The sequence below is a fragment of the Ottowia sp. genome (assembly GCF_016703145.1).
Classification (GTDB): Bacteria; Pseudomonadota; Gammaproteobacteria; order Burkholderiales; family Burkholderiaceae_C; genus Ottowia.
In genome coordinates this window covers 1,123,371-1,146,128 of sequence record NZ_JADJCO010000005.1, presented here as the reverse complement: position 1 = coordinate 1,146,128, position 22,758 = coordinate 1,123,371, and the positions used below count along the sequence as shown (strand labels likewise).

Annotated in this window: 14 protein-coding genes, 1 pseudogene and 1 CRISPR repeat array; of the genes and pseudogenes, 2 read left to right on the top strand and 13 right to left on the bottom strand. The window is 67.8% G+C overall.

Features of this window, described 5'->3' with window-relative positions; genetic code table 11:
- Positions 1–24: 24 nt before the first annotated feature.
- The 13 genes and pseudogenes from IPG65_RS18420 to selD form a co-directional block, all read right to left on the bottom strand.
- Positions 25–1,236: an ABC transporter substrate-binding protein gene (locus tag IPG65_RS18420; RefSeq protein ID WP_293192619.1), complete on the bottom strand. Its 1,212-nt coding sequence runs from the start codon at positions 1,234–1,236 to the stop codon at positions 25–27.
- A gap of 179 nt (positions 1,237–1,415) precedes the next feature.
- Positions 1,416–2,507 (bottom strand): FAD-dependent oxidoreductase, encoded by a 1,092-nt coding sequence (locus IPG65_RS18415; protein WP_293192617.1) that lies wholly within the window; start codon positions 2,505–2,507, stop codon positions 1,416–1,418.
- A gap of 73 nt (positions 2,508–2,580) precedes the next feature.
- Positions 2,581–3,734: pseudogene (ftsY, locus tag IPG65_RS18410) on the bottom strand (signal recognition particle-docking protein FtsY).
- Positions 3,735–3,899: 165 nt separating this feature from the next.
- A CRISPR array of direct repeats spans positions 3,900–8,866; the repeat unit is 37 nt; unit sequence GTTTCAATCCACGCCCGCCATCGCTGGCGAGCGGTGC.
- A 241-nt stretch (positions 8,867–9,107) separates the two neighbouring features.
- The gene (cas2, locus tag IPG65_RS18405; protein WP_293192615.1) at positions 9,108–9,398 is read right to left on the bottom strand and encodes a CRISPR-associated endonuclease Cas2; all 291 of its coding nucleotides are present in this window, start codon (positions 9,396–9,398) and stop codon (positions 9,108–9,110) included.
- A 10-nt stretch (positions 9,399–9,408) separates the two neighbouring features.
- Entirely contained in the window at positions 9,409–10,437 is a 1,029-nt protein-coding gene (gene cas1c / locus IPG65_RS18400) for a type I-C CRISPR-associated endonuclease Cas1c (protein ID WP_293192613.1), read from the bottom strand.
- A 28-nt stretch (positions 10,438–10,465) separates the two neighbouring features.
- On the bottom strand, positions 10,466–11,104 hold the full coding sequence (gene cas4, locus IPG65_RS18395) for a CRISPR-associated protein Cas4 (RefSeq protein WP_293192611.1): 639 nt from the start codon (positions 11,102–11,104) through the stop codon (positions 10,466–10,468).
- A 4-nt stretch (positions 11,105–11,108) separates the two neighbouring features.
- On the bottom strand, positions 11,109–11,375 hold the full coding sequence (locus IPG65_RS18390; protein ID WP_293192610.1) for a hypothetical protein: 267 nt from the start codon (positions 11,373–11,375) through the stop codon (positions 11,109–11,111).
- Positions 11,372–11,668: a hypothetical protein gene (locus IPG65_RS18385; RefSeq protein ID WP_293192608.1), complete on the bottom strand. Its 297-nt coding sequence runs from the start codon at positions 11,666–11,668 to the stop codon at positions 11,372–11,374. Before IPG65_RS18385 ends, IPG65_RS18390 begins: the two co-directional genes overlap by 4 nt.
- A 22-nt stretch (positions 11,669–11,690) precedes the next feature.
- On the bottom strand, positions 11,691–12,677 hold the full coding sequence (gene cas7c / locus IPG65_RS18380; RefSeq protein ID WP_293192606.1) for a type I-C CRISPR-associated protein Cas7/Csd2: 987 nt from the start codon (positions 12,675–12,677) through the stop codon (positions 11,691–11,693).
- Positions 12,674–14,467 carry a type I-C CRISPR-associated protein Cas8c/Csd1 gene (gene cas8c, locus IPG65_RS18375; RefSeq protein ID WP_293192604.1) on the bottom strand — a complete coding sequence of 598 codons (1,794 nt, stop codon included), beginning with the start codon at positions 14,465–14,467 and terminating at the stop codon, positions 12,674–12,676. Before cas8c ends, cas7c begins: the two co-directional genes overlap by 4 nt.
- Positions 14,464–15,120 carry a type I-C CRISPR-associated protein Cas5c gene (cas5c, locus tag IPG65_RS18370; protein ID WP_293192602.1) on the bottom strand — a complete coding sequence of 219 codons (657 nt, stop codon included), beginning with the start codon at positions 15,118–15,120 and terminating at the stop codon, positions 14,464–14,466. Before cas5c ends, cas8c begins: the two co-directional genes overlap by 4 nt.
- Positions 15,121–15,129: 9 nt before the next feature.
- Positions 15,130–18,600, bottom strand: a complete 3,471-nt coding sequence (locus IPG65_RS18365) for a CRISPR-associated endonuclease Cas3'' (RefSeq protein ID WP_293192600.1) — start codon at positions 18,598–18,600, stop codon at positions 15,130–15,132.
- A 57-nt stretch (positions 18,601–18,657) separates the two neighbouring features.
- On the bottom strand, positions 18,658–19,737 hold the full coding sequence (gene selD, locus IPG65_RS18360; RefSeq protein WP_293192598.1) for a selenide, water dikinase SelD: 1,080 nt from the start codon (positions 19,735–19,737) through the stop codon (positions 18,658–18,660).
- A 177-nt stretch (positions 19,738–19,914) separates the two neighbouring features.
- Between selD and IPG65_RS18355 the strand changes: the two genes are divergently transcribed.
- The gene (locus IPG65_RS18355) at positions 19,915–21,324 is read left to right on the top strand and encodes a pitrilysin family protein (protein WP_293192596.1); all 1,410 of its coding nucleotides are present in this window, start codon (positions 19,915–19,917) and stop codon (positions 21,322–21,324) included.
- A gap of 13 nt (positions 21,325–21,337) precedes the next feature.
- Positions 21,338–22,687, top strand: a complete 1,350-nt coding sequence (locus IPG65_RS18350; RefSeq protein WP_293192594.1) for a pitrilysin family protein — start codon at positions 21,338–21,340, stop codon at positions 22,685–22,687.
- Positions 22,688–22,758: the final 71 nt, after the last annotated feature.

Genomic DNA, 22,758 nt, shown 5'->3' with positions numbered 1-22,758 from the left:
GAAGGCGCGAAGCGACTCGGGGGGTCAGGTCAATCTGCAGCCAGCGCCGGAATCGGCCAGCGCCTTGGCGGCCACGCCCAGCACCTTGTTGTCGCCCTTCTCGACCACGCGCAGGTACATGTCCTGCACCGGGTTGTGGGCGCGGCTCATGGTCCACTTGCCGCGCGGGCTGTCGATGACGGCGGTTTCCAGGGCCTTGTGCAGCGCCGCCTTGCTGGCCAGGTCGCCCTTCACGGCGTTGGCGCCGGCCAGCAGCAGCTGGCCCGTGTCGTAGCCCTGCACCGCGTACACGTCCGGCTGCATCTTGAACTGCTGCGCGTAGGCGGTGCGGAACTGCTTGTTGCGCGGCGTGTCCAGCGCATCGGCGTAGTGCATGGTGGTCATGATGCCCTCGGCGGCCGGGCCGGCGGCGTCCAGCACGCCCTCGGTCAGGAAGCCCGAGCCCCACAGCGGGATCTTGTCCTTCAGGCCCGCGGCGGCGTAGTCCTTGATGAACTTGGCCGCGCCCGCGCCGGCGAAGAAGCAGACCACGGCGTCGGGCCTGAGCGAGGCGATCTCGGTCAGCAGCGCCTGGAACTCCACGTTGGGGAAGGGCAGGCCCAGCGCCTTGACGATGGTGCCGCCGGCCTGGGTGTAGCTGTCGCGGAAGCCCTCGAACGCCTCGTCGCCGGCGGCGTACTTCCACGTCAGCCAGACGGCGCGCTTGAGGCCCTTGTCCATCATCGGCTTGCCCAGCGCCAGCGTGGGCTGCGAGTTGGTGAACGAGGTGCGGAACACGTTGGGCGCGCACAGCGCGCGCGTGGCCGCGTGCACGCCGGCGTTGGGGATCAGGCTGAGCACGCCCGAGTCGCGCGCCACCTTCTGGATGCCCATCTGCACGCCCGAATGCACGGTGCCGATCAGCACGTCCACCTTGTCGCGCTGCACCAGCTTGCTGGCATTCTCCACGCCCTTGGACGGCTCGGACTCGTCGTCCACCTTGAACCACTCGATCTCGCGGCCGCCCAGCTTGCCGCCCTTCTCGGCGATGGCCATGCGCACGCCGTTCTCGATCGCCACGCCGAGCTGGGCGTAGGTGCCGGTGTAGGGCAGCATGAAGCCGACCCGGACCTTGCCGGACTGCGCGCGCGCGATCCGTGGCAGCAGCAGGCTGGCCGTGCCGGCGCCCACGGCGGCGGCGCCGCGCGAGAGCATCAGGCGGCGGCTCGGGCCGCGGGCGAGGGGCTGTGAATTCATGTCGGGGCTCCTTGGGTGTGTCGGTCCGGCGAGGACGCATTGTGTTGCATATCCGCCCCCGGGCGGCTCCCGGCTTTCCCCGAAACCGGAAAATTTGTCAAAATTGATAGCTGCTCACACAGTATCCATTCGGGCTAGGGCTGGATTCTGCACTCCATGGCGGCACGCCGGCCGCGCGGTCACGGCGCGAACAGCGCCGCCAGCTGCCGGCGGTCGCGCCGGTCCTTCCATTGCCCGACCTCGCGCCCCTCGAGACCCAGCGAGCCCCAGACGGCGATGGCGTGGCCGTCGCCGCAGCCGACCACGCGCAGGCGCGAGGCGTCCAGCGGCGCCTTCTTGAACGAGCCGCCGCCCAGCGCGGTGCGCAGGTTGGCCTCCAGCACCGGCCCCACCTCGGCCGGCGCGCCGTCGGGCACGACGAAGACCTGGCGGTGGCTGTCGCTCTGCAGCCGCTCGTTGAGCACCAGCGCGCCCGCCTCGTCGGTCTGCAGGCCGGACTGCAGCAGCCAGGCCGGCGTGCCCGCGCCGGCGGCCAGCAGCGGCGCGTCGCACACCAGGGTGGCGCCGCCGGCCAGGTGCACGGTGCGCCCGTCGATGGCGGTGCAGCGGTCCTGCAGCACGGTGATGTTCAAGCTCTTCAGCCGCGCCAGCACGCGCCGCTGCAGCGTCGGCGGCTGCCCGGCCAGCAGCGGCTCGGCCCCGGTGACGAGGGTGACGCGGCTGCCGTGCGGCGCGGTCAGGGCGTGGGCGCAGGCCATGGCCAGCTCCACGCCGGCCAAACCGTCGGCGAGCACGGCCACCTGCAGCGGGCGCTCGCGCGCCAGGCCCTGCAACTGCGGCCAGAGTTGTACGAAGGCTTCGAGCGGGCGGGTGAACAGCGCGTTGCGGCGCGCGCCGGGGATGGCGGCCTCGATGTGGTCGCGGTCAGCCACGGGCTCGACGTCGATCGACAGCACGTCGTAGGGCAGGGCGTCGCCGCTGGACAACTGCACGCGCCGCGCCGCCGGGTCGAGCCCGAGCACGTGCGCCGGCGCGAAGGCCACGCCGCTGGCCTCGACCAGCGGGTCGAGCGGCACGCGGATGTCCTCCAGCGCGTAGTCGCCGGCCACGTAGCCGGGCAGCATGGCGCCTTCGATGTAGTAGGGGGTGGGCGCCACCAAGGTGACGTTCATGTCGCCGCTGCCGTGCCGGGCCAGGCCCTTGAGCACCTGCAGGTGGGCGCGCCCCGCACCCATCAGTACCAAGTGTTTGCGGGAGAGGTTCACGGTCATGGTCGGCAGTTTATAGGCATGGGGGCCGGGCCATCAGGCGCCGGGCTGGCGTTGCAATCGGTTGCAGTCGTGCTCATCCCACCAGCGCCTGGGCGAACTCGCGCGCGCTGAAGGTCTGCAGGTCCTCCAGCTTCTCGCCCACGCCGACGAAGTAGACGGGCACGGGCTTCTCGCGCGCGATGGCGCACAGCACGCCGCCCTTGGCGGTGCCGTCGAGCTTGGTCACCACCAGGCCGGTGAGTCCGATGGCCTCGTCGAAGGCCTTGACCTGTGCCAGCGCGTTCTGCCCCGTGTTGCCGTCGATGACCAGCAGCACTTCGTGCGGGGCGGTGATGTCGGCCTTGGTGACCACGCGGCGGATCTTGGTCAGCTCCTCCATCAGGTGCTTCTGCGTGGGCAGGCGGCCGGCGGTGTCGACCAGCACCACGTCCATGCGGCGCGCGCGGCCGGCGGCCACGGCGTCGAAGCTGACGGCGGACGGGTCGGCGTCCTGCTGGCTGATGATCTCGACGCGGTTGCGGTCGGCCCACACCGCCAGCTGCTCGCGCGCGGCGGCGCGGAAGGTGTCGGCCGCGGCCAGCAGCACGGTCTGGCGCCGGCGTCGGCCAGGTGCTTGGTGAGCTTGCCGATGGAGGTGGTCTTGCCGGCGCCGTTGACGCCGGCCACCATGATGACGGTGGGGTGGTAGACGCCCACCACCAGGCCCTTTTCCAGCGGCGCCAGCATGTCGGCGATGGCGTCCTGCAGCAGTGCCTTGACCTGCGCCGGGTCGGTGGCCTTGGCGTCCTTCACGCGGCGCTTCAGGTCCTCCAGCAGGAACTCGGTGGCGGGCACGCCGGCGTCGGCCATGAGCAGGGCGGTTTCCAGGTCCTCGTACAGCGCCTCGTCGATCTTGGTGCCGGTGAAGACGGTGGTGATGCTGCTGCCGGTCTTCTTCAGGCCGGTTTTCAGGCGGTCGAGCCAGCCGCTGCGGGGGGCGGGGGCTTCGGGGGGTGTTTCAGAGTCGAATGGGGCTTCAGCCGGCGCCGGTTCTGCGCTGACAGCTATGGATTCAGGAGTAACCGGCATTTCCGGCGGCAGCGCGCTGGGCGGGAGCACCGGCATCTCGTGCGGCACGACGAGATCGCGCGCCGCAGCGTCGGTCGATTCGGTGGCGACGGGATTTGCGGCCGCGGCATCAGGCGCCGCCGGCTCGGCCGCTTTTTTGCGGCGAAAGAAGCTGAACATGGGCCGGCATTCTAGGGCTCCGGTCGCATGGCTACACGACGAAGCTGCGATGGGACTAACGGCTGTGGCCATTCACAACGAGGAGCGCGGGCGCATGGTGGCTACCGAGCTGAACGCGCTGGCCAAGGTCACCGGCGCGCCGAAAGTGCAAGCCATCGCCCGGCTGTTTCACTCCGCGCCCGTCATCACTGGAGAGCGGTGCGAGCGAGAGATAGGTGACCTGCGCATCAAGCGTGGTTTCAATCCGCGCCCGCCATCACTGGCGAGCGGTGCCCGCCATACGGACACTGGTGGCATGCCGACCGCCTGTTTCAATCCACGCCCGCCATCGCTGGCGAGCGGTGCGCGAGCGGCCCAGGGTCACGGCATCGAGCATGCCGTTTCAATCCACGCCCGCCATCGCTGGCGAGCGGTGCGCGTCGCCGACGGCCTGCGTCGATCGGTAGAGGTCGTTTCAATCCACGCCCGCCATCGCTGGCGAGCGGTGCTGGCGACCAGCAGGTCAGCCCACGGGCACAGACGGTTTCAATCCACGCCCGCCATCGCTGGCGAGCGGTGCCCCCCGTCCCGGTGACTTTCACCGGCCCCGATGGCGTTTCAATCCACGCCCGCCATCGCTGGCGAGCGGTGCGGCGGCGCACGCCGTTGACCACGGCCACCGCCGTGTTTCAATCCACGCCCGCCATCGCTGGCGAGCGGTGCCACGATGCGGCCCAGCGTGCCGGTGTGCTGGAGTACGTTTTAATCCACGCCCGCCATCGCTGGCGAGCGGTGCGCCGGCGGCCAGGCTCTTGGTGTCGAGCAACGCGTTTCAATCCACGCCCGCCATCGCTGGCGAGCGGTGCCAGGCCACGGGGCGGCCTTCCACGATGGCGACGTGGTTTCAATCCACGCCCGCCATCGCTGGCGAGCGGTGCGCGGCGACGGCCAGGGCCGCCGCGCCGCCGGCCAGTTTCAATCCACGCCCGCCATCGCTGGCGAGCGGTGCCGGCGAGCGCTGCGGCGGCCGCGGCGGCCACCGTGTTTCAATCCACGCCCGCCATCGCTGGCGAGCGGTGCCGCGGTCGAATTCCTCATCGTCGATCTGCGCCTTGTTTCAATCCACGCCCGCCATCGCTGGCGAGCGGTGCGCCATGGCCTGGCCGGCGGTCAGGCCCTCGTGCTCGTTTCAATCCACGCCCGCCATCGCTGGCGAGCGGTGCGCCGCCTTCTGCACCCAGCTCGTCCCCGACTGGGTGTTTCAATCCACGCCCGCCATCGCTGGCGAGCGGTGCCACCGCCCTCGACGCCCATGCCGCGCTGGCGCAGTTTCAATCCACGCCCGCCATCGCTGGCGAGCGGTGCGGCGCCCTGGACTCGTTCCAGGAGACACGGTACAGTTTCAATCCACGCCCGCCATCGCTGGCGAGCGGTGCCCCCCACGCCGCCGGTCATGATGGCGCGGATATCAAGTTTCAATCCACGCCCGCCATCGCTGGCGAGCGGTGCTATGCCCCAGCGCCGCCACCGCCCGCGTTGACCTGTTTCAATCCACGCCCGCCATCGCTGGCGAGCGGTGCGCGAGGGGCGGGAGTCATCAGGGGGCGAGCTTGGCGTTTCAATCCACGCCCGCCATCGCTGGCGAGCGGTGCGCCAGCGCCGCCGCCGCCATCACGCGGATGTCCTCGTTTCAATCCACGCCCGCCATCGCTGGCGAGCGGTGCGGGGGCGAAAGTCTTGGGGCGAGCGCCCAGCTTGTTTCAATCCACGCCCGCCATCGCTGGCGAGCGGTGCCCATCGGGGCCGGTGAAGGTCACCGGGACGGGGGCGTTTCAATCCACGCCCGCCATCGCTGGCGAGCGGTGCGATCGGCGGCGCGCCGTACCTCATGGCGCCGCTTGTTTCAATCCACGCCCGCCATCGCTGGCGAGCGGTGCCCGCGTTCTGCGTGTAGCCGTCGCCCGCCGCCGTGTTTCAATCCACGCCCGCCATCGCTGGCGAGCGGTGCGCCGCGCAGCGTCACGCGCACCCTCAAGTAGTCGTTTCAATCCACGCCCGCCATCGCTGGCGAGCGGTGCGTGGCCGCGTAGCCGCCGCCACCGCCCGCGCGTTGTTTCAATCCACGCCCGCCATCGCTGGCGAGCGGTGCCGCGGTACAGCATCTCGTCGCACTGCGCGCGGGTGTTTCAATCCACGCCCGCCATCGCTGGCGAGCGGTGCCGGGGTGGTCAGGTGCGAGCAGCAGCGACGCGCTGTTTCAATCCACGCCCGCCATCGCTGGCGAGCGGTGCGCTCCAGTCCCCGTTGCCGTACCAGCTTGCGCCGCGTTTCAATCCACGCCCGCCATCGCTGGCGAGCGGTGCCTTCGGCCTGGGCCTTCATCGCGTCGGTCAACTTGTTTCAATCCACGCCCGCCATCGCTGGCGAGCGGTGCGAGGGGCGGGAGTCATCAGGGGGCGAGCTTGGCGTTTCAATCCACGCCCGCCATCGCTGGCGAGCGGTGCGTCGGCCGAAGGCGCTTCCAGCGGCACCTTCAAGTTTCAATCCACGCCCGCCATCGCTGGCGAGCGGTGCTCGCCATCGAGGTCCATGCGATCCAGCTCATGTAGTTTCAATCCACGCCCGCCATCGCTGGCGAGCGGTGCCCGCCCGCGCGGCCTTCTATTCGCAGATGACCCAGTTTCAATCCACGCCCGCCATCGCTGGCGAGCGGTGCCGGCCGGCGCGAATTCGAAGAGCGCGCCGAGGCTGTTTCAATCCACGCCCGCCATCGCTGGCGAGCGGTGCCTCCTGGTCCTTGGTGGTGGTCGGCACCTTGTTGAAGTTTCAATCCACGCCCGCCATCGCTGGCGAGCGGTGCTCTGGGTGCGCGCAGATCGAGTCCGCGAATTAGGGTTTCAATCCACGCCCGCCATCGCTGGCGAGCGGTGCCTCCTGGTCCTTGGTGGTGGTCGGCACCTTGTTGAAGTTTCAATCCACGCCCGCCATCGCTGGCGAGCGGTGCCTCGCCATCGAAGTCCATGCGCCCGGCTCATGTAGTTTCAATCCACGCCCGCCATCGCTGGCGAGCGGTGCAACGAGCTGCAGGCCTCGTTGCGCGAGATCGAACAGTTTCAATCCACGCCCGCCATCGCTGGCGAGCGGTGCCGGCCAACGCGCGGGCGGCCTGCAGGCCGCGGTCGTTTCAATCCACGCCCGCCATCGCTGGCGAGCGGTGCATCGGCCAGATGGTCCTCGCGCACGAGGACGCCAAGTTTCAATCCACGCCCGCCATCGCTGGCGAGCGGTGCCCGGCACCGCGCTTGAGCATGCGCTCTTGCTCGCCCAGTTTCAATCCACGCCCGCCATCGCTGGCGAGCGGTGCGGCGACACGCGGGCAGTGCAGCCGAAGCCTGCGCAGTTTCAATCCACGCCCGCCATCGCTGGCGAGCGGTGCTACACAGCTCATCATCGATGGCGCGTATCAGCGCGTTTCAATCCACGCCCGCCATCGCTGGCGAGCGGTGCGCCATCGGGGCCGGTGAAGGTCACCGGGACGGGGGCGTTTCAATCCACGCCCGCCATCGCTGGCGAGCGGTGCGGCGAGCGCTGCGGCGGCCGCGGCGGCCACCGTGTTTCAATCCACGCCCGCCATCGCTGGCGAGCGGTGCTTCTTGCCGGTGGCGGAGAGCCATTTCTCCAGCGAGTTTCAATCCACGCCCGCCATCGCTGGCGAGCGGTGCCTCGCCATCGAGGTCCATGCGATCCAGCTCATGTAGTTTCAATCCACGCCCGCCATCGCTGGCGAGCGGTGCCTTGACGGCGCCGGCCCAGCCGTTTTCGATGTTGACGTTTCAATCCACGCCCGCCATCGCTGGCGAGCGGTGCGGCATCTATTCGCGCGACGACTGCCGCGTGCGCGAGTTTCAATCCACGCCCGCCATCGCTGGCGAGCGGTGCGATGAAACTCCGGCCGCCGTCAACGCCCTGAGCGAGTTTCAATCCACGCCCGCCATCGCTGGCGAGCGGTGCCGCTGAAGGCGACGGTCTGCATCAGGCCGTTCTTGTTTCAATCCACGCCCGCCATCGCTGGCGAGCGGTGCTATCGAAGCTGGCAGCGCCGGCAGGCAAACCAAGGTTTCAATCCACGCCCGCCATCGCTGGCGAGCGGTGCACCGTCGTGAGCGAGACGGTGACGATGTAAGCCTGGTTTCAATCCACGCCCGCCATCGCTGGCGAGCGGTGCCGCCTGCGCTCAGCATCACACGCCCCAGTGGATTCGTTTCAATCCACGCCCGCCATCGCTGGCGAGCGGTGCGCCATCAGTGCCGCGACGTGGACAACCGTTGGGCTGTTTCAATCCACGCCCGCCATCGCTGGCGAGCGGTGCGCTGCATGACCAAGAAATCCGGCGGCGCAGCGCGATGTTTCAATCCACGCCCGCCATCGCTGGCGAGCGGTGCGCACCGCGTAGCGCCAGTCGCGCACGTGCAGGCCGTTTCAATCCACGCCCGCCATCGCTGGCGAGCGGTGCCCGCCGTCACCGGCTTGGTGCCGATGGTGATCGTGTTTCAATCCACGCCCGCCATCGCTGGCGAGCGGTGCCGGATTGGACTGAGGGCAGACTGGCAGTAACGCAGTTTCAATCCACGCCCGCCATCGCTGGCGAGCGGTGCTGGCGCTGTCCAGGGCGCCGCCCTCGGGCGGGGTGTTTCAATCCACGCCCGCCATCGCTGGCGAGCGGTGCTTGCGGCCGGATTTTGTCGGCTTGGCCCCCTTGTTTTCAATCCACGCCCGCCATCGCTGGCGAGCGGTGCCCCCGGGCGTACAACATCAGGAACAGGTCGGCGTAGTTTCAATCCACGCCCGCCATCGCTGGCGAGCGGTGCTCTTCGTGCTGCTGCAGGCGGCCTACCTGGTCTGGTTTCAATCCACGCCCGCCATCGCTGGCGAGCGGTGCGGCGAGGCTCGTCCCGCACGACTGGTGATGGTATGTTTCAATCCACGCCCGCCATCGCTGGCGAGCGGTGCGCCGCCGTCACCGGCTTGGTGCCGATGGTGATCGTGTTTCAATCCACGCCCGCCATCGCTGGCGAGCGGTGCCCACCGTTAGCGGATGGTGCGACAGCACATCGTTGTTTCAATCCACGCCCGCCATCGCTGGCGAGCGGTGCGCTTGATACGCAAGTTGTAGTGATGATTGCAAAATCTTCAGTGTTCGCGCGAACGTTCACAGCGGCCTGTCCAGCCAAGAGTTTGCTATGCGAAGGAATTCCTGAAACATCAAGCACAACCAGCACTTACCAAGTGCGCGAACCCGACGGATGACAAGGCATCACTTGAGGTTCGCGCAGATCAGCTTATCACGCACGGAGAGCAGTGGCGCGGGGTGCGCCAAGCCCCCAATCCGGCTTGCTACAACACCAGCGGTCCGTCGAAATCCAGCGCCTTGAACTGACCATGCTCGGCCACCTGAAAGCCGCGAGCGCCAGGTATGCGATACAGCCGCAGGCAGTCTTGCGAAGGATCGATTTCCGCCAGCAGGCGTCCCTCCAAGGTTTCGAACTGCGCCACGTCCAATTGGCATTCGAAAACCGACTTCTGCACCCGTTGCCCAGTGCTCTCGCAGACCTTCGCCACACGGCGCAGACGGCGGCGTCCGGCAGAGGTTTCGGTATTCACGTCGTAGCAGACAAGCACCAGCATGTTTGACCTTCTACCGGGCGACGAAGGGTATATAGGGTGCGCCGTCCTCACGAACGGCACGCGCCAGCAGGCGAGCCTGCACCAAGGGGACCAGGCCCAAGGGCACGGGTTGTGCCAGCAGGGGGTGGGTGATTTCGTCCTTTTTGCGTTCCTGGAAAGCGACGACCACGGCCTTGCGCGCATCGGGCTGTAGCGCCACGCCACCGCCTTCGCGCAACACGAAATCACGGGCCTGGAGTTGCCCACGGTTGATGAGCGTCAGTGCCAGGCGGTCGGCCCAGGGGCGGAACTCTTCCATCAGGTCCAGCGCCAGGGCCGCGCGGCCGGGGCGCAGGGCGTGTAAAAAGCCGGCTTGGGGATCGAGCCCCGCAGCCTCCAACGCGCTGCGGCAATCATTCATCCACATGGCATAGAGGAAGGACAGCAGGGCGTTGATGCGGTCACGCGGTGGTCGGCGGGTGCGTCCGTCCAGCGCAAATGCCTCGCGCTGGTCTGGCCGCAGCAGCAGGTTCAGGCCGCTGAAGTATTGACGCGCAGCCTCGCCTTCCAGGCCGCGCACCTGGTCCAGGGTCTCGCTTTGCGGCAACGCACGCAGGCTGGCGGCCAGATCAGCCGCCAGGCGCACCAGGCGGGTGGCTTCGTCTTGCGACTTGGCTTCGCGAGCGCCACGTTGCAGAACCTGGCGTGCATTCTTGATTTTCCCAGCGACGCAGGCGCGCGCCATGTCCAGGGTGAAGGCAGTGTCGGAAAGGCGCTGGAACTGTGCCTGCCGCAGCAGCACATTGCCGCTCTCGGTGCCTTCCAGCCGCGCCTTGAAGCGCCCGTTGTCATCCAGCAGCACCAGAGCGATGCCCTCGTCAGCCAGCCGGTGCATGAGCGGGGCCGACAGGCTCGTATGGCCAAAACAGACCACGGCACCGAGGTGGTGCAGCGGCACACGCAAGCGGGTTTCACGCTCCACTTCCACGCGCAGGGTGTCGTTGTCCAGGCGCAGCCAGGCATCGGGCAGGGTGACATAGAGGGTGTTGAGCAGTTGCATGGCGTGCAGTCCAGAGTCTTGCCGGGCCTCATGCGTCCGGGTCGAACAGGGTTTTTCTGGCCACGGCCAATGCGGCGTGCGTGGCTTGGGGCTGGCAGCGTTCTTGCAATGAGCACGCCTTGCAGCGCCGGCTGGCCTGTTCGCCCCACAGGGGCGGCGGCAGTTGGCCGCTGGAGAGCATCTGGCGGACTGCCTGGGCGGCGTCTGCGACCTGAGCGCGCAGCGCGGCGGTGATGGGCAGGACGCGGCGGCGCTTGGAGCTGGCGTAGTACAGCGCCCCTTCGGGCACGGTCCGGCCCGTCATGGCTTCCAGGCACAAGGCTTGCGCGGCCAGTTGCAGATCGTCGCAGGCGGCGATGTCATTAGCCTTGTGGCGGCTACCGTGTTTGTATTCCACAGGGTAGGGCGTGCCGTCGGGAAGGAACTCCACCACGTCGGACTTGCCGATCAGCCCCAGCGCGTCGTGCCACAGCGGCAGGGCACGCTCCACGCGCACGCCTTTGGCGGTTTCCACGCCGGGTCGGTCGGTGCGGGCATGGACAGCCTGGCCGCGCAGGGTGTGGACGTTGTCGTCGAATACCTGCTCCAGATGGATCAGGCCGCACTGGCGCGGGCAGTATTGCCAGTGTTGCAGAGCGGACAAAGCGATGGGTTCGGAGGCATCCATGCGATCAGGGCTTCCTGGCGCGGCGGGGTTTGACGGCGGGCACGGCCAGCTTGGCGGGTGGCGGCGGCGCACCAGGCGGCAGGTAGTTGGCCGACGTGACCACGGGCCTGCCGGTCTGGCTCTCGAGTGGCCGGCGCGCCTGGCGGGCGATGCGACCACCGGCTCGCGCGGCGCCCTTGTTCTCGGCCATGCCGGTGGCGCGCTGGCGCTCGGCAATCTGGCGGGTGGAAAGTTCGGCCAGCGCGGTGAAGATGAGTTCGGCCTCGCTCATGTGGTCACGCAGGTTGTGGCTCGCCAGCCCCTTGGGGTAGTGGCGCAGTCGGTCAGGCGCTGCTTGTCATCAGCGGCGCGCATCTTCAACTGGTGACAGCCTTTCACCAGTTGACTGCCTTCCGCTGCCAGGCGGCGCTTGAGCTGATTCCAGTACTTGCGCGCCGTGAGGTCGTCCGGCTGCTGTGTCAGCACCTGCACCACGTCGACGACGGAGAACCACCAGGTATCGGTGGCCTCGTCGTACAGGCGGCGGATGGACTGGCCTTCAAAGTCGGTGGGGAAGGTTTGCACGATGGCCTCCGCGCGCCCACGTTCAGAACTTGCGCGTGAGCTTGACTCCTGGAGCAGCCTGCACTGTCTCGCCGATGTCCAGCCCCCGACTGTCAAAGCCCACGCTGTAGGCGTCAAAGCTGCGCGCCACCGCGCCAGCTTCTTTCGGCGTGATCGCCAGGCGCTCGAACAGGGCATGGGCCGGGGCGTTGCCCAGCTCGCTGTCGTGCTGGAAGACGTACAGCCCGCGCGTAGCCATTTCGCCCCGGGCGGCGGAGCGGTCGTGCTCGAACATCTGGCCCAGCGCCTGCCACAGCAGTTCCAGGTCGTCCGCGCCGAAGCCGGTCTGCCTCGCCAGGAAGGAGGAGACGAAGCCATGGGCCACGTACACGCCATAGGGCACGGTGTGCTTGCGGCCCATGGTGCGGTTATCGCCCTGCTGCTTCTCGGCCTCGGCCTCTGTTGCAACCGCCATGCGGGTGATGGAATGCTCCAGCGCCACGATGGGTTCGACCGAACGCGCAAAGGTCAGCTGCACCGGGCCGCGCACCTGGCCGCAGTTCACCCCCGTGGACATTACCGCGCCAAAGGTGCGCACGTCGAAGAAGTTCTGGCACATCCATTGCCGCGCCAGCGCCACCTCGTCGGCACTGCCCTTGCGCTTGTCTTTGGCGGGCTTCTTTTTCTTTGCGTCGGTTGCTTCGTTTTCTGTAGCTGCTTGCGCTTGCTCCTCGGGCGCCACAGCCAGATTGAGCGCTGAATAGGCACGCTGGTTCTGGTGGTTCAGGATGGCCTTTTCACGCACATAGATTTCAAAGCGCTTTTCGCCATCGACGGGCGCGCGCTCTTCCTGCTCCTTGACCAGGCCGACGAAGTTGCGCACCTTGCGCTTGAGGGATACATCGGTCACCAACCCGTGGCCGGATTCGGCATCGAGGCGCGGCATGTTGCCTGCATCGGGGTCACCGTTGGGGTTGCCGTCCTTCACGTCGAAAATCAGGACAAAGTCGTAGCGGTGGGCAAGGCTCATGCGGGTTCTCCTTCGGGGGTATCCGGGGTGTCTTGGGGTTTGCGGGTGAAAAAGTCCTGGCGCTGGTGGTAGTAGCCCAGCGCAAAGCGGCCTTGGTCGGGCAAGGGCAGGTGTTTGGGAAAATCGCTCAACGGGCCAAGCACCTCGCCCAGTAATTTTTCAAACCAGGCTACGCGCCCCGGTGCCAGCTTCTTCAAGTGCGCGTTCTTCAAGCGCAGCACGGTGGTGAACACCGCCACCGGCGTGCTGGAGGCCGCGCCGTAGTAGCGGTCGCGGATGGTGGCATTGAGGCCGCCGCCGCTGGCTTCTTCCTGGATTTTTTCCAGCACCGCGAAGAGCCGCCCCAGCCGGTAGGCCGGGTGCGTGTTGCTGAGGTCGAGCATGGGCAGAAACTCCTTTTCTGTGCCGTGGCGAAAACGGATCTGGCGGTTGAGGCACGCCTTGATGGCCGCGGCGCGCAGATAGTTGACGGCCCGCTCGGCCCGGCAACGGCCCACGGCGGCGTTGAGCCAGAGGCTGGGGTAAGGGACATCCGGCCCGGCCAGGATGGCGTCCACCACCGCGCCGCCCAGGGCAGGCGGAAGACGATCAATATCACCAAAGGGCTGCGTTTTAGTGGTCAGACAAACTGCTTGCAGCAGGCGTTTCAAGCTGGGGTACTGCGGGTCGTTCGGCCCGCGCGCCAGCGACAAATCCTCAAAGTGCTGCGCGATGCGCTGGCCCAGTTCGCGCAGGGTGACGCAGTGGTAGAAGCGGATGCTGATGCGCGCCGCGTTGGGCGCGAGGCCCAGCACGTGGTAGCGCAGGGTTTCGTCCGACGGCCCCCAGTGGCCGCTGTGCACGGCGTCGAGCAACGCGCGCACGGCGGCGGTGCTGGCGTCGGGGTTGTCCTGGAAGATATCGCCAAAGATGCTCTCGAACGGGTCTTGCCGTTCGGCCCAGAACACGGTGGAGGCGTCGCCCACCTGCATACGCTGGGGCGAGTCCTTGCGCAGCAGGTAGTTCAGGGCGGTGGCGTAGGCGAAGGCGGCCGATTTTCCAATGGGAAAAATAAAGCCCTGATCTTTACCGTACGAAGAGTAGGCAGGAGCCTCTTTCGAATTGGCCGCAGCAAGTGCTGTTGGTTTTGAACACACCCGATAGATTTTGGGGTGCAATCGAGCGATTTCTGTATGATCTCCTGTGGCTAAGCAAATTGCGGACTTTGCAACATCGTTCGTATCAATATCTTCAGAGGAAGGCGCATCGCTTGATATCAGCTTCTGTATCCAGGCTTCATGCAATACAGGTTCAATCTCATCAAAAAGTCTGAACGTCAGGTTGGCACCAGGGATCTTCGCTATTTCGACTGCATCGGGTCGTGCAAAAATTTTTTTGTATTCACCACGTGCATAAAAATTTGATACTGCGATCAACCCTCGCGACTCGGGGTATTTCAGCCGCAAAGACTCAATGCGCTCAACAAAGGCACCCCGTTGCCTCTCGGCCTTTTCATAGGTGTCCGATGGATCCATTTCCCCGTTAGGTTTGCGCTTTGGCTCCCCCAAAACAAATCCGTAGTGATCCCAAAGTAAATTTGGTTGAGCCCAAGCATTCTTTCCAGAGCGAATTTCTGACTGAGGCACCAAAACTGGGCTGCCGCGAGGGTTGTCTTTGTCAACACGAGAAACAACGCTAACCACGCAGCCATCAGGTTGCAGGACAACAAAAAAAGGAATCGCCTTCAACTCCCAGCCTGGCGGCGAAAGCTGTGCTCGAGCGTAGTAGTCCCGAAGTGATTGCAAAATCATCCGCGTGCCTCCTCAAACGCAGGAACCTGCACCACGCCGCGCTCCATCCGGGCGTTGAAGAAGCGCGGCTGCGGGTCGGCGGGGCGGGTGAAGTCCAGGTCGTGCAGCATCCAGCCCAGTTCGCGCGTGTCGGGGATGGGCGTGGCAGGCAGCGAATCGGCCGTAACCAGCCGGAAGTCCGCCGCGAACTCGCGGCAGCCCAGGTAGGGCTGGTTCACGCACTGGCCCTTGCTGGCACGGCGGGTGAACATTTCGGTGTACTTCATCAAGGGCTCGGTGCAGCCCAGCGCCAGCGACAGGTCGGCATGGATGCGATAGGCCACGTCGCGCAAAAAGTAGCCCGCGCGCTGCTGGCGCTCGTCTTCGATGTACAGGCCCAGCGTGCCGCTGCCCGCCGCCATGGCCTGCTGCACGTTGCGCGTGGACACCACGGCGCTGACTTCGTTGCGCCGCAGGTTGATGAAACGGATGGGCTTGAGCACCTCGATGCGCTGCACGCGCCAGCGGATGGCGGGCTTCCACAGAATGGACTCGAACACGGCGCGGGCGGCGGAGGGCGTCATCACGTCGTAGGAGACGCGCTCCACCTTCATCTCCGGGCGGGTGAAGCAGGCGAAAGGGCCTGCGACTTCAAGGCAAAAGCGAGGGGACATGGGGCTCCTTCACAAGGCAAAGCCGCTGGGGTTGAAGAGGTTGTCGTCGTCCACCAGCCTCAGAATATTACTGTATAAATTATCAGTATTTACCATGGCATACAAGCCTGGCATGGGCAGGGTCACGCTGCCTTGCGCCAGCATCTTGTCAGCCTCCCGTTTCGGGATGCTGACCGTGTAGCGCTGCAGCTTGCGCATCAGCCAGCGCTGCGGGCCTTCTGCCGCGAGGATGCCCAGCAGCTTGTCGATTTCATCGTGCTGCGGTGCATAGCGCACCACCACCGTGGCCTTGTCTTCGTCGTCGATCAGCCGGAACGCCTCGGCGGCAGAGCGGAACTTCACCGCCAACGTGCGCGGCTCCACCTTGAGCAGATCCACGATGCCGTGGCTGTCCAGATCGACGGAGTGGTAAAACTCCTTGAAGTAGCGCTCAAACAGGCCACGCGCCAGCGGGTCGTGCGCTTGTCCGTGCAGCGTGGCAATGCAGGCATCGGCGCCCTTGCGCAAATGGCCCACGGGTGGTTTCTCCGGCGGCACGAACACCACCACGCGCCCTTTGCCTTCCAAGCGTCCTTCACGGTTGCAGCGGCCTGCGGCCTGGGCAATGGAGTCGAGCCCGGCCAGGGCGCGGTAGACCACGGGGAAGTCGATGTCCACCCCGGCCTCCACCAGTTGCGTGCTGACGACGCGCAGCGGCCGAGGGTCACACCCCTCGCGCCTGGCCTTCAGGCGCTCCTTGATTTGCGCAATGACGTCCTTGCGGTGCGCGCCGCACATCAGGGCCGACAGGTGCAGGGTGCCTTCGGGCATCAGGCGGTGCAGTTCGCGCGCGGCCTTGCGGGTGTTGACGATGGCGAGGACACAGTCTTCAACGCTGAGCTGCGCCGCGACGTCGGCCCATGCGGTGGGGGCAGTCCAGTCGGTCGGCAGCTCGACCTGCACGCGCTTCAGGGCCTCGAACAACGCATCGGGGTCGTCGATGATCTCGCGCACGTTTTCCAGTCCGCGCAGGTTCTTGCTGGCATCGAAGTAGCGGGTGCTGTTCAGCGCAGGCTGAGTGGCGGTGCAAAGCACCACCGTGACGCCGTAGTGCGCCACCAGCAGGTTGAGCACGTCCAGGATGGGCTGCAGGAAGGCGGGCGGCAGTTGCTGCGCTTCGTCCAGCACGATGACGCTGCCCGCAATGTTGTGCAGCTTGCGGCAGCGCGAGGTCTTGGCGGCGAAGAGCGACTCGAACAACTGCACGTTGGTGGTGACGACCAGCGGCGCATCCCAGTTCTCGCAGGCCAGGCGGCTGCGCGCGGTTTCGTCTTTCTCGGCGGCATCGGCCTGGCTGTGATGTTCGATCAGCACCTCGTCCCCCAGGACCTCGAACACCTGGCGAAACACATCCGCCGTCTGCTCGATGATGCTGGTGTAGGGAATGGCGTAAATCACGCGGCGCTTGCCATGCGCCCGCGCATGTTCCAGAGCGAACGCCAGGCTGGAGAGGGTTTTGCCGCCGCCCGTGGGCACGGTGAGCGAGAAAAAGCCCGGCGGCAGCTCCGCCTTGGCCCGGCACTGGCGCAAGATGTCGGCGCGCAAGGCATTGACGGGCGTGCTGGCCACGGGCAGCGCGGCCATGTGCGCATCGAAAGCCCGCCGCATCTGCGCCAGCGTGGGAAAGCCTTCGCGGCGGGCAGGCTTGCCCGCGTCAAAGTGCGCTTCGGTGTCCAGAAAATCGGCATCCACCAGGCAGGAGAACAGCAGGCGCACCCACAGCGCAAAACCCGCCGCGCCGCCGGGAATGTGCGTCGCCAGATCGTCATGCACCAGCAGCTCGGATGGGGGCTGGGCCGCCAGGGCGTCCGCAAGCTCCTGTTGAGCGTCTTCGCCTTGCAGCCGTTCGTTCAGCCCGCCATTCCAATCGTCCAGTCCGGCATGGTGACCCGCGATGAGGTAGGCCAGGATGTGGCCGTAGGGTTGATTGGGCTTATTGAACCGCTGGATGGCCCACAGAGCCCCAGCGGCTGAATGGGTTTTCTCGCGTCCCGCCAACTTGCCTTCGATGTGCGCATCGGGGTTGTCGGCCAGCCGCACATAGCGCTGAAAACCGGGCCGGTATTTGCCCAGGTCGTGCCACAGGCCAGCGGCATGCGCCCAGGGGCCGGCGGTGCTCCCGCTGTCCAGGGCGGCCGCGAAGGCAGCGGCAGCACGGGCGACGGCTCGCAAATGATCGGCCAGCAGATGCCCGCCGGAATGGGCCCAAGGTGTTGGCATCGAGTCTTCCCTCACTTGCGTTTTTGTGTTGTTGGCGTACACGGCGACACCTGGTTTCAAACCATTGGAATCAGCTTGCGCCAACAGCGCGGTCAGCGGCACGGCCTCGACGCGCGGCGCCAGCGCGTAGCGGTGCGGGCCCGGATAGACCACGTACAGCGCATCGAGCCGCAGATCTTCCAGCGCGATGCGCATGCTGGGCGTGAGCTTGGGCGCATCGCTGCGCTTGAACTCCACGCCCACGCGCCGGCCGTCCTTGAACAGCAGCAGGTCCAGTTCCGCGCCCTGATGGGTGGCCCAGAAGAACGCCTGGTCGGGCTGGGCGATGCGCAGCACCTGTTCCAGCGCAAAGCCTTCCCAACTGGCGCCGCTCAAGGGGTGCGCCAGCAGTTGCGGCAGGTGGCGGATCCCCAGCAGCGCATGCAGCAGGCCGCTGTCGGCGAGGTAGATCTTGGGCGCCTTGACCTGGCGCTTGCCGACGTTCTCGTGCCAGGGCTGCAACTGGCGCACCATGAAGGTCTGCGTCAGGTAATCCAGGTAGCGGCGCACCGTGGGCTCGGAGATGCCCAGCGAGCGCGCGGGCTCGGCCGCGTTCCAGATCTGTCCGTGGTAGTGCGCCAGCATCTGCCAGAAGCGCGTCATGAGTGGCGCGGGCGCGTTCATGCCGAGCAGGGGAAGGTCGCCGCTCACGTGGCGCAGGATGGCGTCGTTGCGCCACTGGGTGCTGACCAGGTCGTTCGGCGCGAGGAAGGCGGCCGGGTACCCGCCGCGCAGCCACAGCTGCTGCATGGCCGGCGCGCCGGCGCCCACTTCGCTGATGTCGAAGCCGGTCACTTCCAGCGTGGCCGCGCGGCCCAGCAGGGATTCGCTCTTGTGCATCACGCGCGGCGACGCGCTGCCCAGCAGCAGGTACTGGCCGCTCTGGTGCATGCGCTCGGGCCGGTCCATGAGCACGCGCAGGGTCTCGGGCAGCGTGGGCAGGTGCTGGATCTCGTCGATGACGATCAGGCCCTGCATGTCGGCCAGGGTGCTCATCGGGTCGGCCAGCCGCTGGCGCGAGACGGGGTCCTCGAGATCGAAGTAGTGGGGGCTGCCGACGTCGATGAACCGCCGTGCCAGCGTGGTCTTGCCTACCTGCCGGGGGCCGACCAACTCGACCGCACGGAACGACGCCAGCAGACCGGCAAGCTGGCCGGCCAGGCGGGGGCGTTCGATGAGCATGCCGTCATGGTATCAGATACCACGAAATTCGATTGCCGTATGTTGGAATTTCATGGTTCAGCGTATGACCAGCGGCGCCTGGCCGCGCGGCGCCACCTCGCCAACGACCGCCGCCTGCCCGAAGCCGTGCCGCTGGAATGCGGCCAGCACGTCGTTCAGCGCCTCGGGCGCGCAGGCCACCAGCAGGCCGCCGCTGGTCTGCGGGTCGCTCAGCAGGGCGCGGTCGGCGTCGGCGAAGCCCTCGGGCAACTGCACGTCGCCGCCGTAGGCGGCCCAGTTGCAGCCGCTGGCGCCGGTGACGATGCCCTGCGCGGCCAGCTCGCGCACGCCGGGCAGCACGGGCACGGCGGGCCAGTCGATGCGCACGGTGACGCCGGCGCCGCGCGCCAGCTCCAGCGCGTGGCCGGCCAGGGCGAAGCCGGTGACGTCGGTCAGGGCGTGCACGCCGGGCAGCGCGGCCAGGTCGGGGCCGGGGGTGTTCAGGCGCGTGGTGCTGGCGATCATCTCGGCGTAGCCCTCGGGCGCGAGCTGCTCCTTCTTGAGCGCCGCCGACAGCACGCCCACGCCGATGGGCTTGCCCAGCACCAGCACGTCGCCCACGCGCGCGCCGCTGTTCTTCTTGACGCGGTCCGGGTGCACCAGGCCGAGGGCGACCAGGCCGTAGATGGGCTCGACCGAGTCGATGGTGTGCCCGCCCGCGATGGGGATGCCCGCCGCGCGGCACACGCTGGCGCCGCCTTCGAGGATGCGGCCGATGGTCTCGACCGACAGCACGTTGATCGGCATGCCGACGAGGGCCAGCGCCATGATGGGCGTGCCGCCCATGGCGTACACGTCGGAGAGGGCGTTGGTGGCGGCGATGCGGCCGAAGTCGAACGCGTCGTCCACGATGGGCATGAAGAAGTCGGTGGTGGCCACCAGCGCCTGCGTGTCGTTCAGGCGGTAGACGGCGGCGTCGTCCGCCGTCTCGATGCCCACCAGCAGCTCGGGCGGCAGCGGCATGGCGCCGGTGCCGCGCAGGATGCTGGAGAGCACGCCGGGCGCGATCTTGCAGCCGCAGCCGCCGCCGTGCGAGAGCGCGGTCAGGCGCGGCTCTGCGCCGGCCACGAAAGGGGTGAGAGAGGGCGTCGAAATCATGAGCGGATTGTCGCCGATGGGCCTGATGTGCTGTCGTTCGCTATTCAAAAAATAGCTGAAGACTCATATATGGAGCGGGCTGGTGGCATTATTCTCATGAGATCTCGTCCGGCCGCCGCCGCTGGGGCACACTCGGCCGGCGGGAACGTTTGCCCGCCCACACGACTCATGCAGCCCATGCCTTTCATTTCCCTCCTCCGGCGGGCCGGCGCGGCCGGTGTCCTGGCGCTCGGCGCCGCCTTCGCCCCGGCGCAGACGCCGCCGGCCGCCCCGCCGGTCAGCCAGTTCACGCTGGACAACGGCCTCACCCTCATCGTCAAGCCCGACCGGCGCGCGCCCACCGCCGTGCACATGCTCTGGGTGCGCGTGGGCGCCATGGACGAGGTGGACGGCACCAGCGGCGTGGCCCACCTGCTGGAGCACCTGATGTTCAAGGGCACCGACACGCTGGCGCCGGGCGAGTTCTCGCGCCGCGTGGCCGCGCTGGGCGGGCGCGAGAACGCCTTCACCAGCCGGGACTACACCGGCTACTACCAGCAGGTGCCCGCCGCCAGGCTGGCCGACGTGATGGCGCTGGAGGCCGACCGCTTCGCCCACAACCGCTACAGCGACGAGGAGTTCGCCAAGGAGCTGGCGGTGGTCAAGGAAGAGCGGCGCCTGCGCGTCGACGACAACCCGCGCGCGCTGATGGCCGAGCAGCAGATGGCCGCCACCTTCGCCGCCGCGCCCTACCGCCGTCCGGTGATCGGCTGGATGGGCGACCTGGACGCGCTCACCGCCGACGACGCGCGCGCCTTCTTCCAGCGCTGGTACGTGCCCGCCAACGCCGCCGTGGTGGTGGCCGGCGACGTCGATCCGCAGGCCGTGCTGGCCCTGGCGCGGAAGACCTACGGCGCCATCGCCGCCCGCCCGGTGCCCGCGCGCAAGCCGCGCCCCGAGCCGGCGCAGGCGGGCACGCGCCGCATCGATGTCAAGGCCCCCGCCGAGCAGGCGCTGGTGTCGCTGGCCTTCAAGGTGCCGCGCATGGACGGGCTGGAGCCCTCGCCCAGCAACGACGACGCCCTGGCCCTGACGGTGCTGGCCGCCGTGCTGGACGGCTACAGCGGCGCGCGCCTGGACCGGGCGCTGACGCGCGGGCCCCACCGCGTGGCCGACTCGGTCAGCGCCGACAACGGCCTGTTCGGGCGCGGGCCGCAGATCTTCACCCTGAGTGGCGTGCCCGCCGCCGGCAAGACCGCCGCCGAGGTCGAGGCCGCGCTGCGCGCCCAGGTGGCGCGCGTGGCACGCGAGGGCGTGAGCGAGGCCGAGCTGAACCGCGTCAAGACCCAGTGGGTCGCCAGCGAGATCTACAAGCGCGATTCGGTCATGGGCCAGGCGCAGGAGCTGGGCCACCTGTGGATCCAGGGCCTGCCGCCGGACACCAGCGAGCGCCTGATCGCGCGGCTGCGCCAGATCAGCGCGGCGCAGGTGCAGGCCGTCGCGCGCACGTACTTCGGTGATGACCAGCTCACCGCCGCCATCCTGGTGCCGCAGCCCCTGCCGCCCGGACAGCCCGCCCGCCCGGCACCGGCCGGTGAGATCCGCTGAATCCGACCGCCCCATGAAAATCATCAAAACCATAGCAACCGGCGCTTCACTGGCACTGGCCACGGCCGTTTTTGGCTTGAAACCGGCGCACGCCGCCATCCCCATCCAGCACTGGACGCAGCCCGGCGGCGCGCAGGTCTATCTGGTCGAAAGCCCGGCCATCCCGATGCTGGACGTGCAGATCGACTTCGACGCCGGCAGCCGGCGCGACCCGGCGCCGCAGGCCGGGCTGGCCGCCGCCACGGCCCTGATGGCCGGCAAGGGCGTGGCCGCGCGCGGCGGCCAGGACGCGCTGGACGAAAACCAGCTCGGCGACGCCTGGGCCGACCTGGGCGCGGCCTTCGGCGCCCGCGCCGGGGCCGACCGCATGAGCTTCTCGCTGCGCACGCTCACCGACCCGGCGCTGCTGCCCCGGGTCGTGGCGCTGGCCGCGCGCCAGCTGGGCGAGCCGTCCTGGCCCGACGCGGTGTGGCGCCGCGAGCGCGAGCGCCTGTCCGCCGCCATCCGCGAATCGCGCACCCGCCCCGCCACCCTGGCCGCGCTGGCTTTCGCCCACGCCGTGTACGGCCGCCACCCCTACGGGTACGAGACCACGCCGGAGACGCTGGCGCGCATCCAGGTGGCCGACATGAAGTCGCGCTACGCCGCCCTGATCGCGCCGTGCCGCGCCAAGGTCAGCCTGGTCGGCGCGGTGACGCGCGCGCAGGCCGAAGAGATTGCCGCCCAATTGCTGTCCCGCCTGCCGCAGGGCGGGGCCTGCGCGCCACTGCCGGCCGTGCCCGAGGTGGCGCCGCTCGCCCGGGCGGTGGACGAGCGCATCCCCTTCAAGTCGGCGCAGGCCCACGTGCTGATGGGCCAGCCCGGCTACAAGCGCGGCGACCCGGACTTCTTCGCCCTGCTGGTCGGCAACCACATCCTGGGCGGCGGCGATCTCACCTCGCGCCTGATGGAGGAGGTGCGCGAGAAGCGCGGGCTGAGCTACGGCGTGTACAGCTCCTTCGCGCCGGGCCTGCACGCCGGCGCCTTCACCGTCGAGCTGCAGACGCGGTCCGACCAGGCCGCGGACACGGTCGGCGTGCTGCGCCAGGTGGTGCGCGACTTCGTGGCCCAGGGGCCGACCGAGGCCGAGCTGCAGGCCGCCAAGGACAACCTCATCGGCGGCTTCGCCCTGCGCATCGACGCCAACGGCAAGCTGCTCGACAACGTGACCAACATCGCCTGGAACGGCTTGCCGCTGGACTACCTCGACCACTGGACCGAGCGCGTCTCCCAGGTCACCGCCGCCGACATCCAGGCCGCTTTCCAGCGCAAGCTGCAGCCGGATCGCATGGTGACGGTGGTGGTGGGCGGGGCAGGGCGTTGATTCGAACAGTATCGAATTGATAGCTGCCAACGAAGTGCTGGCGCGGATTGAGATGGTTTTTTGCCTGAATT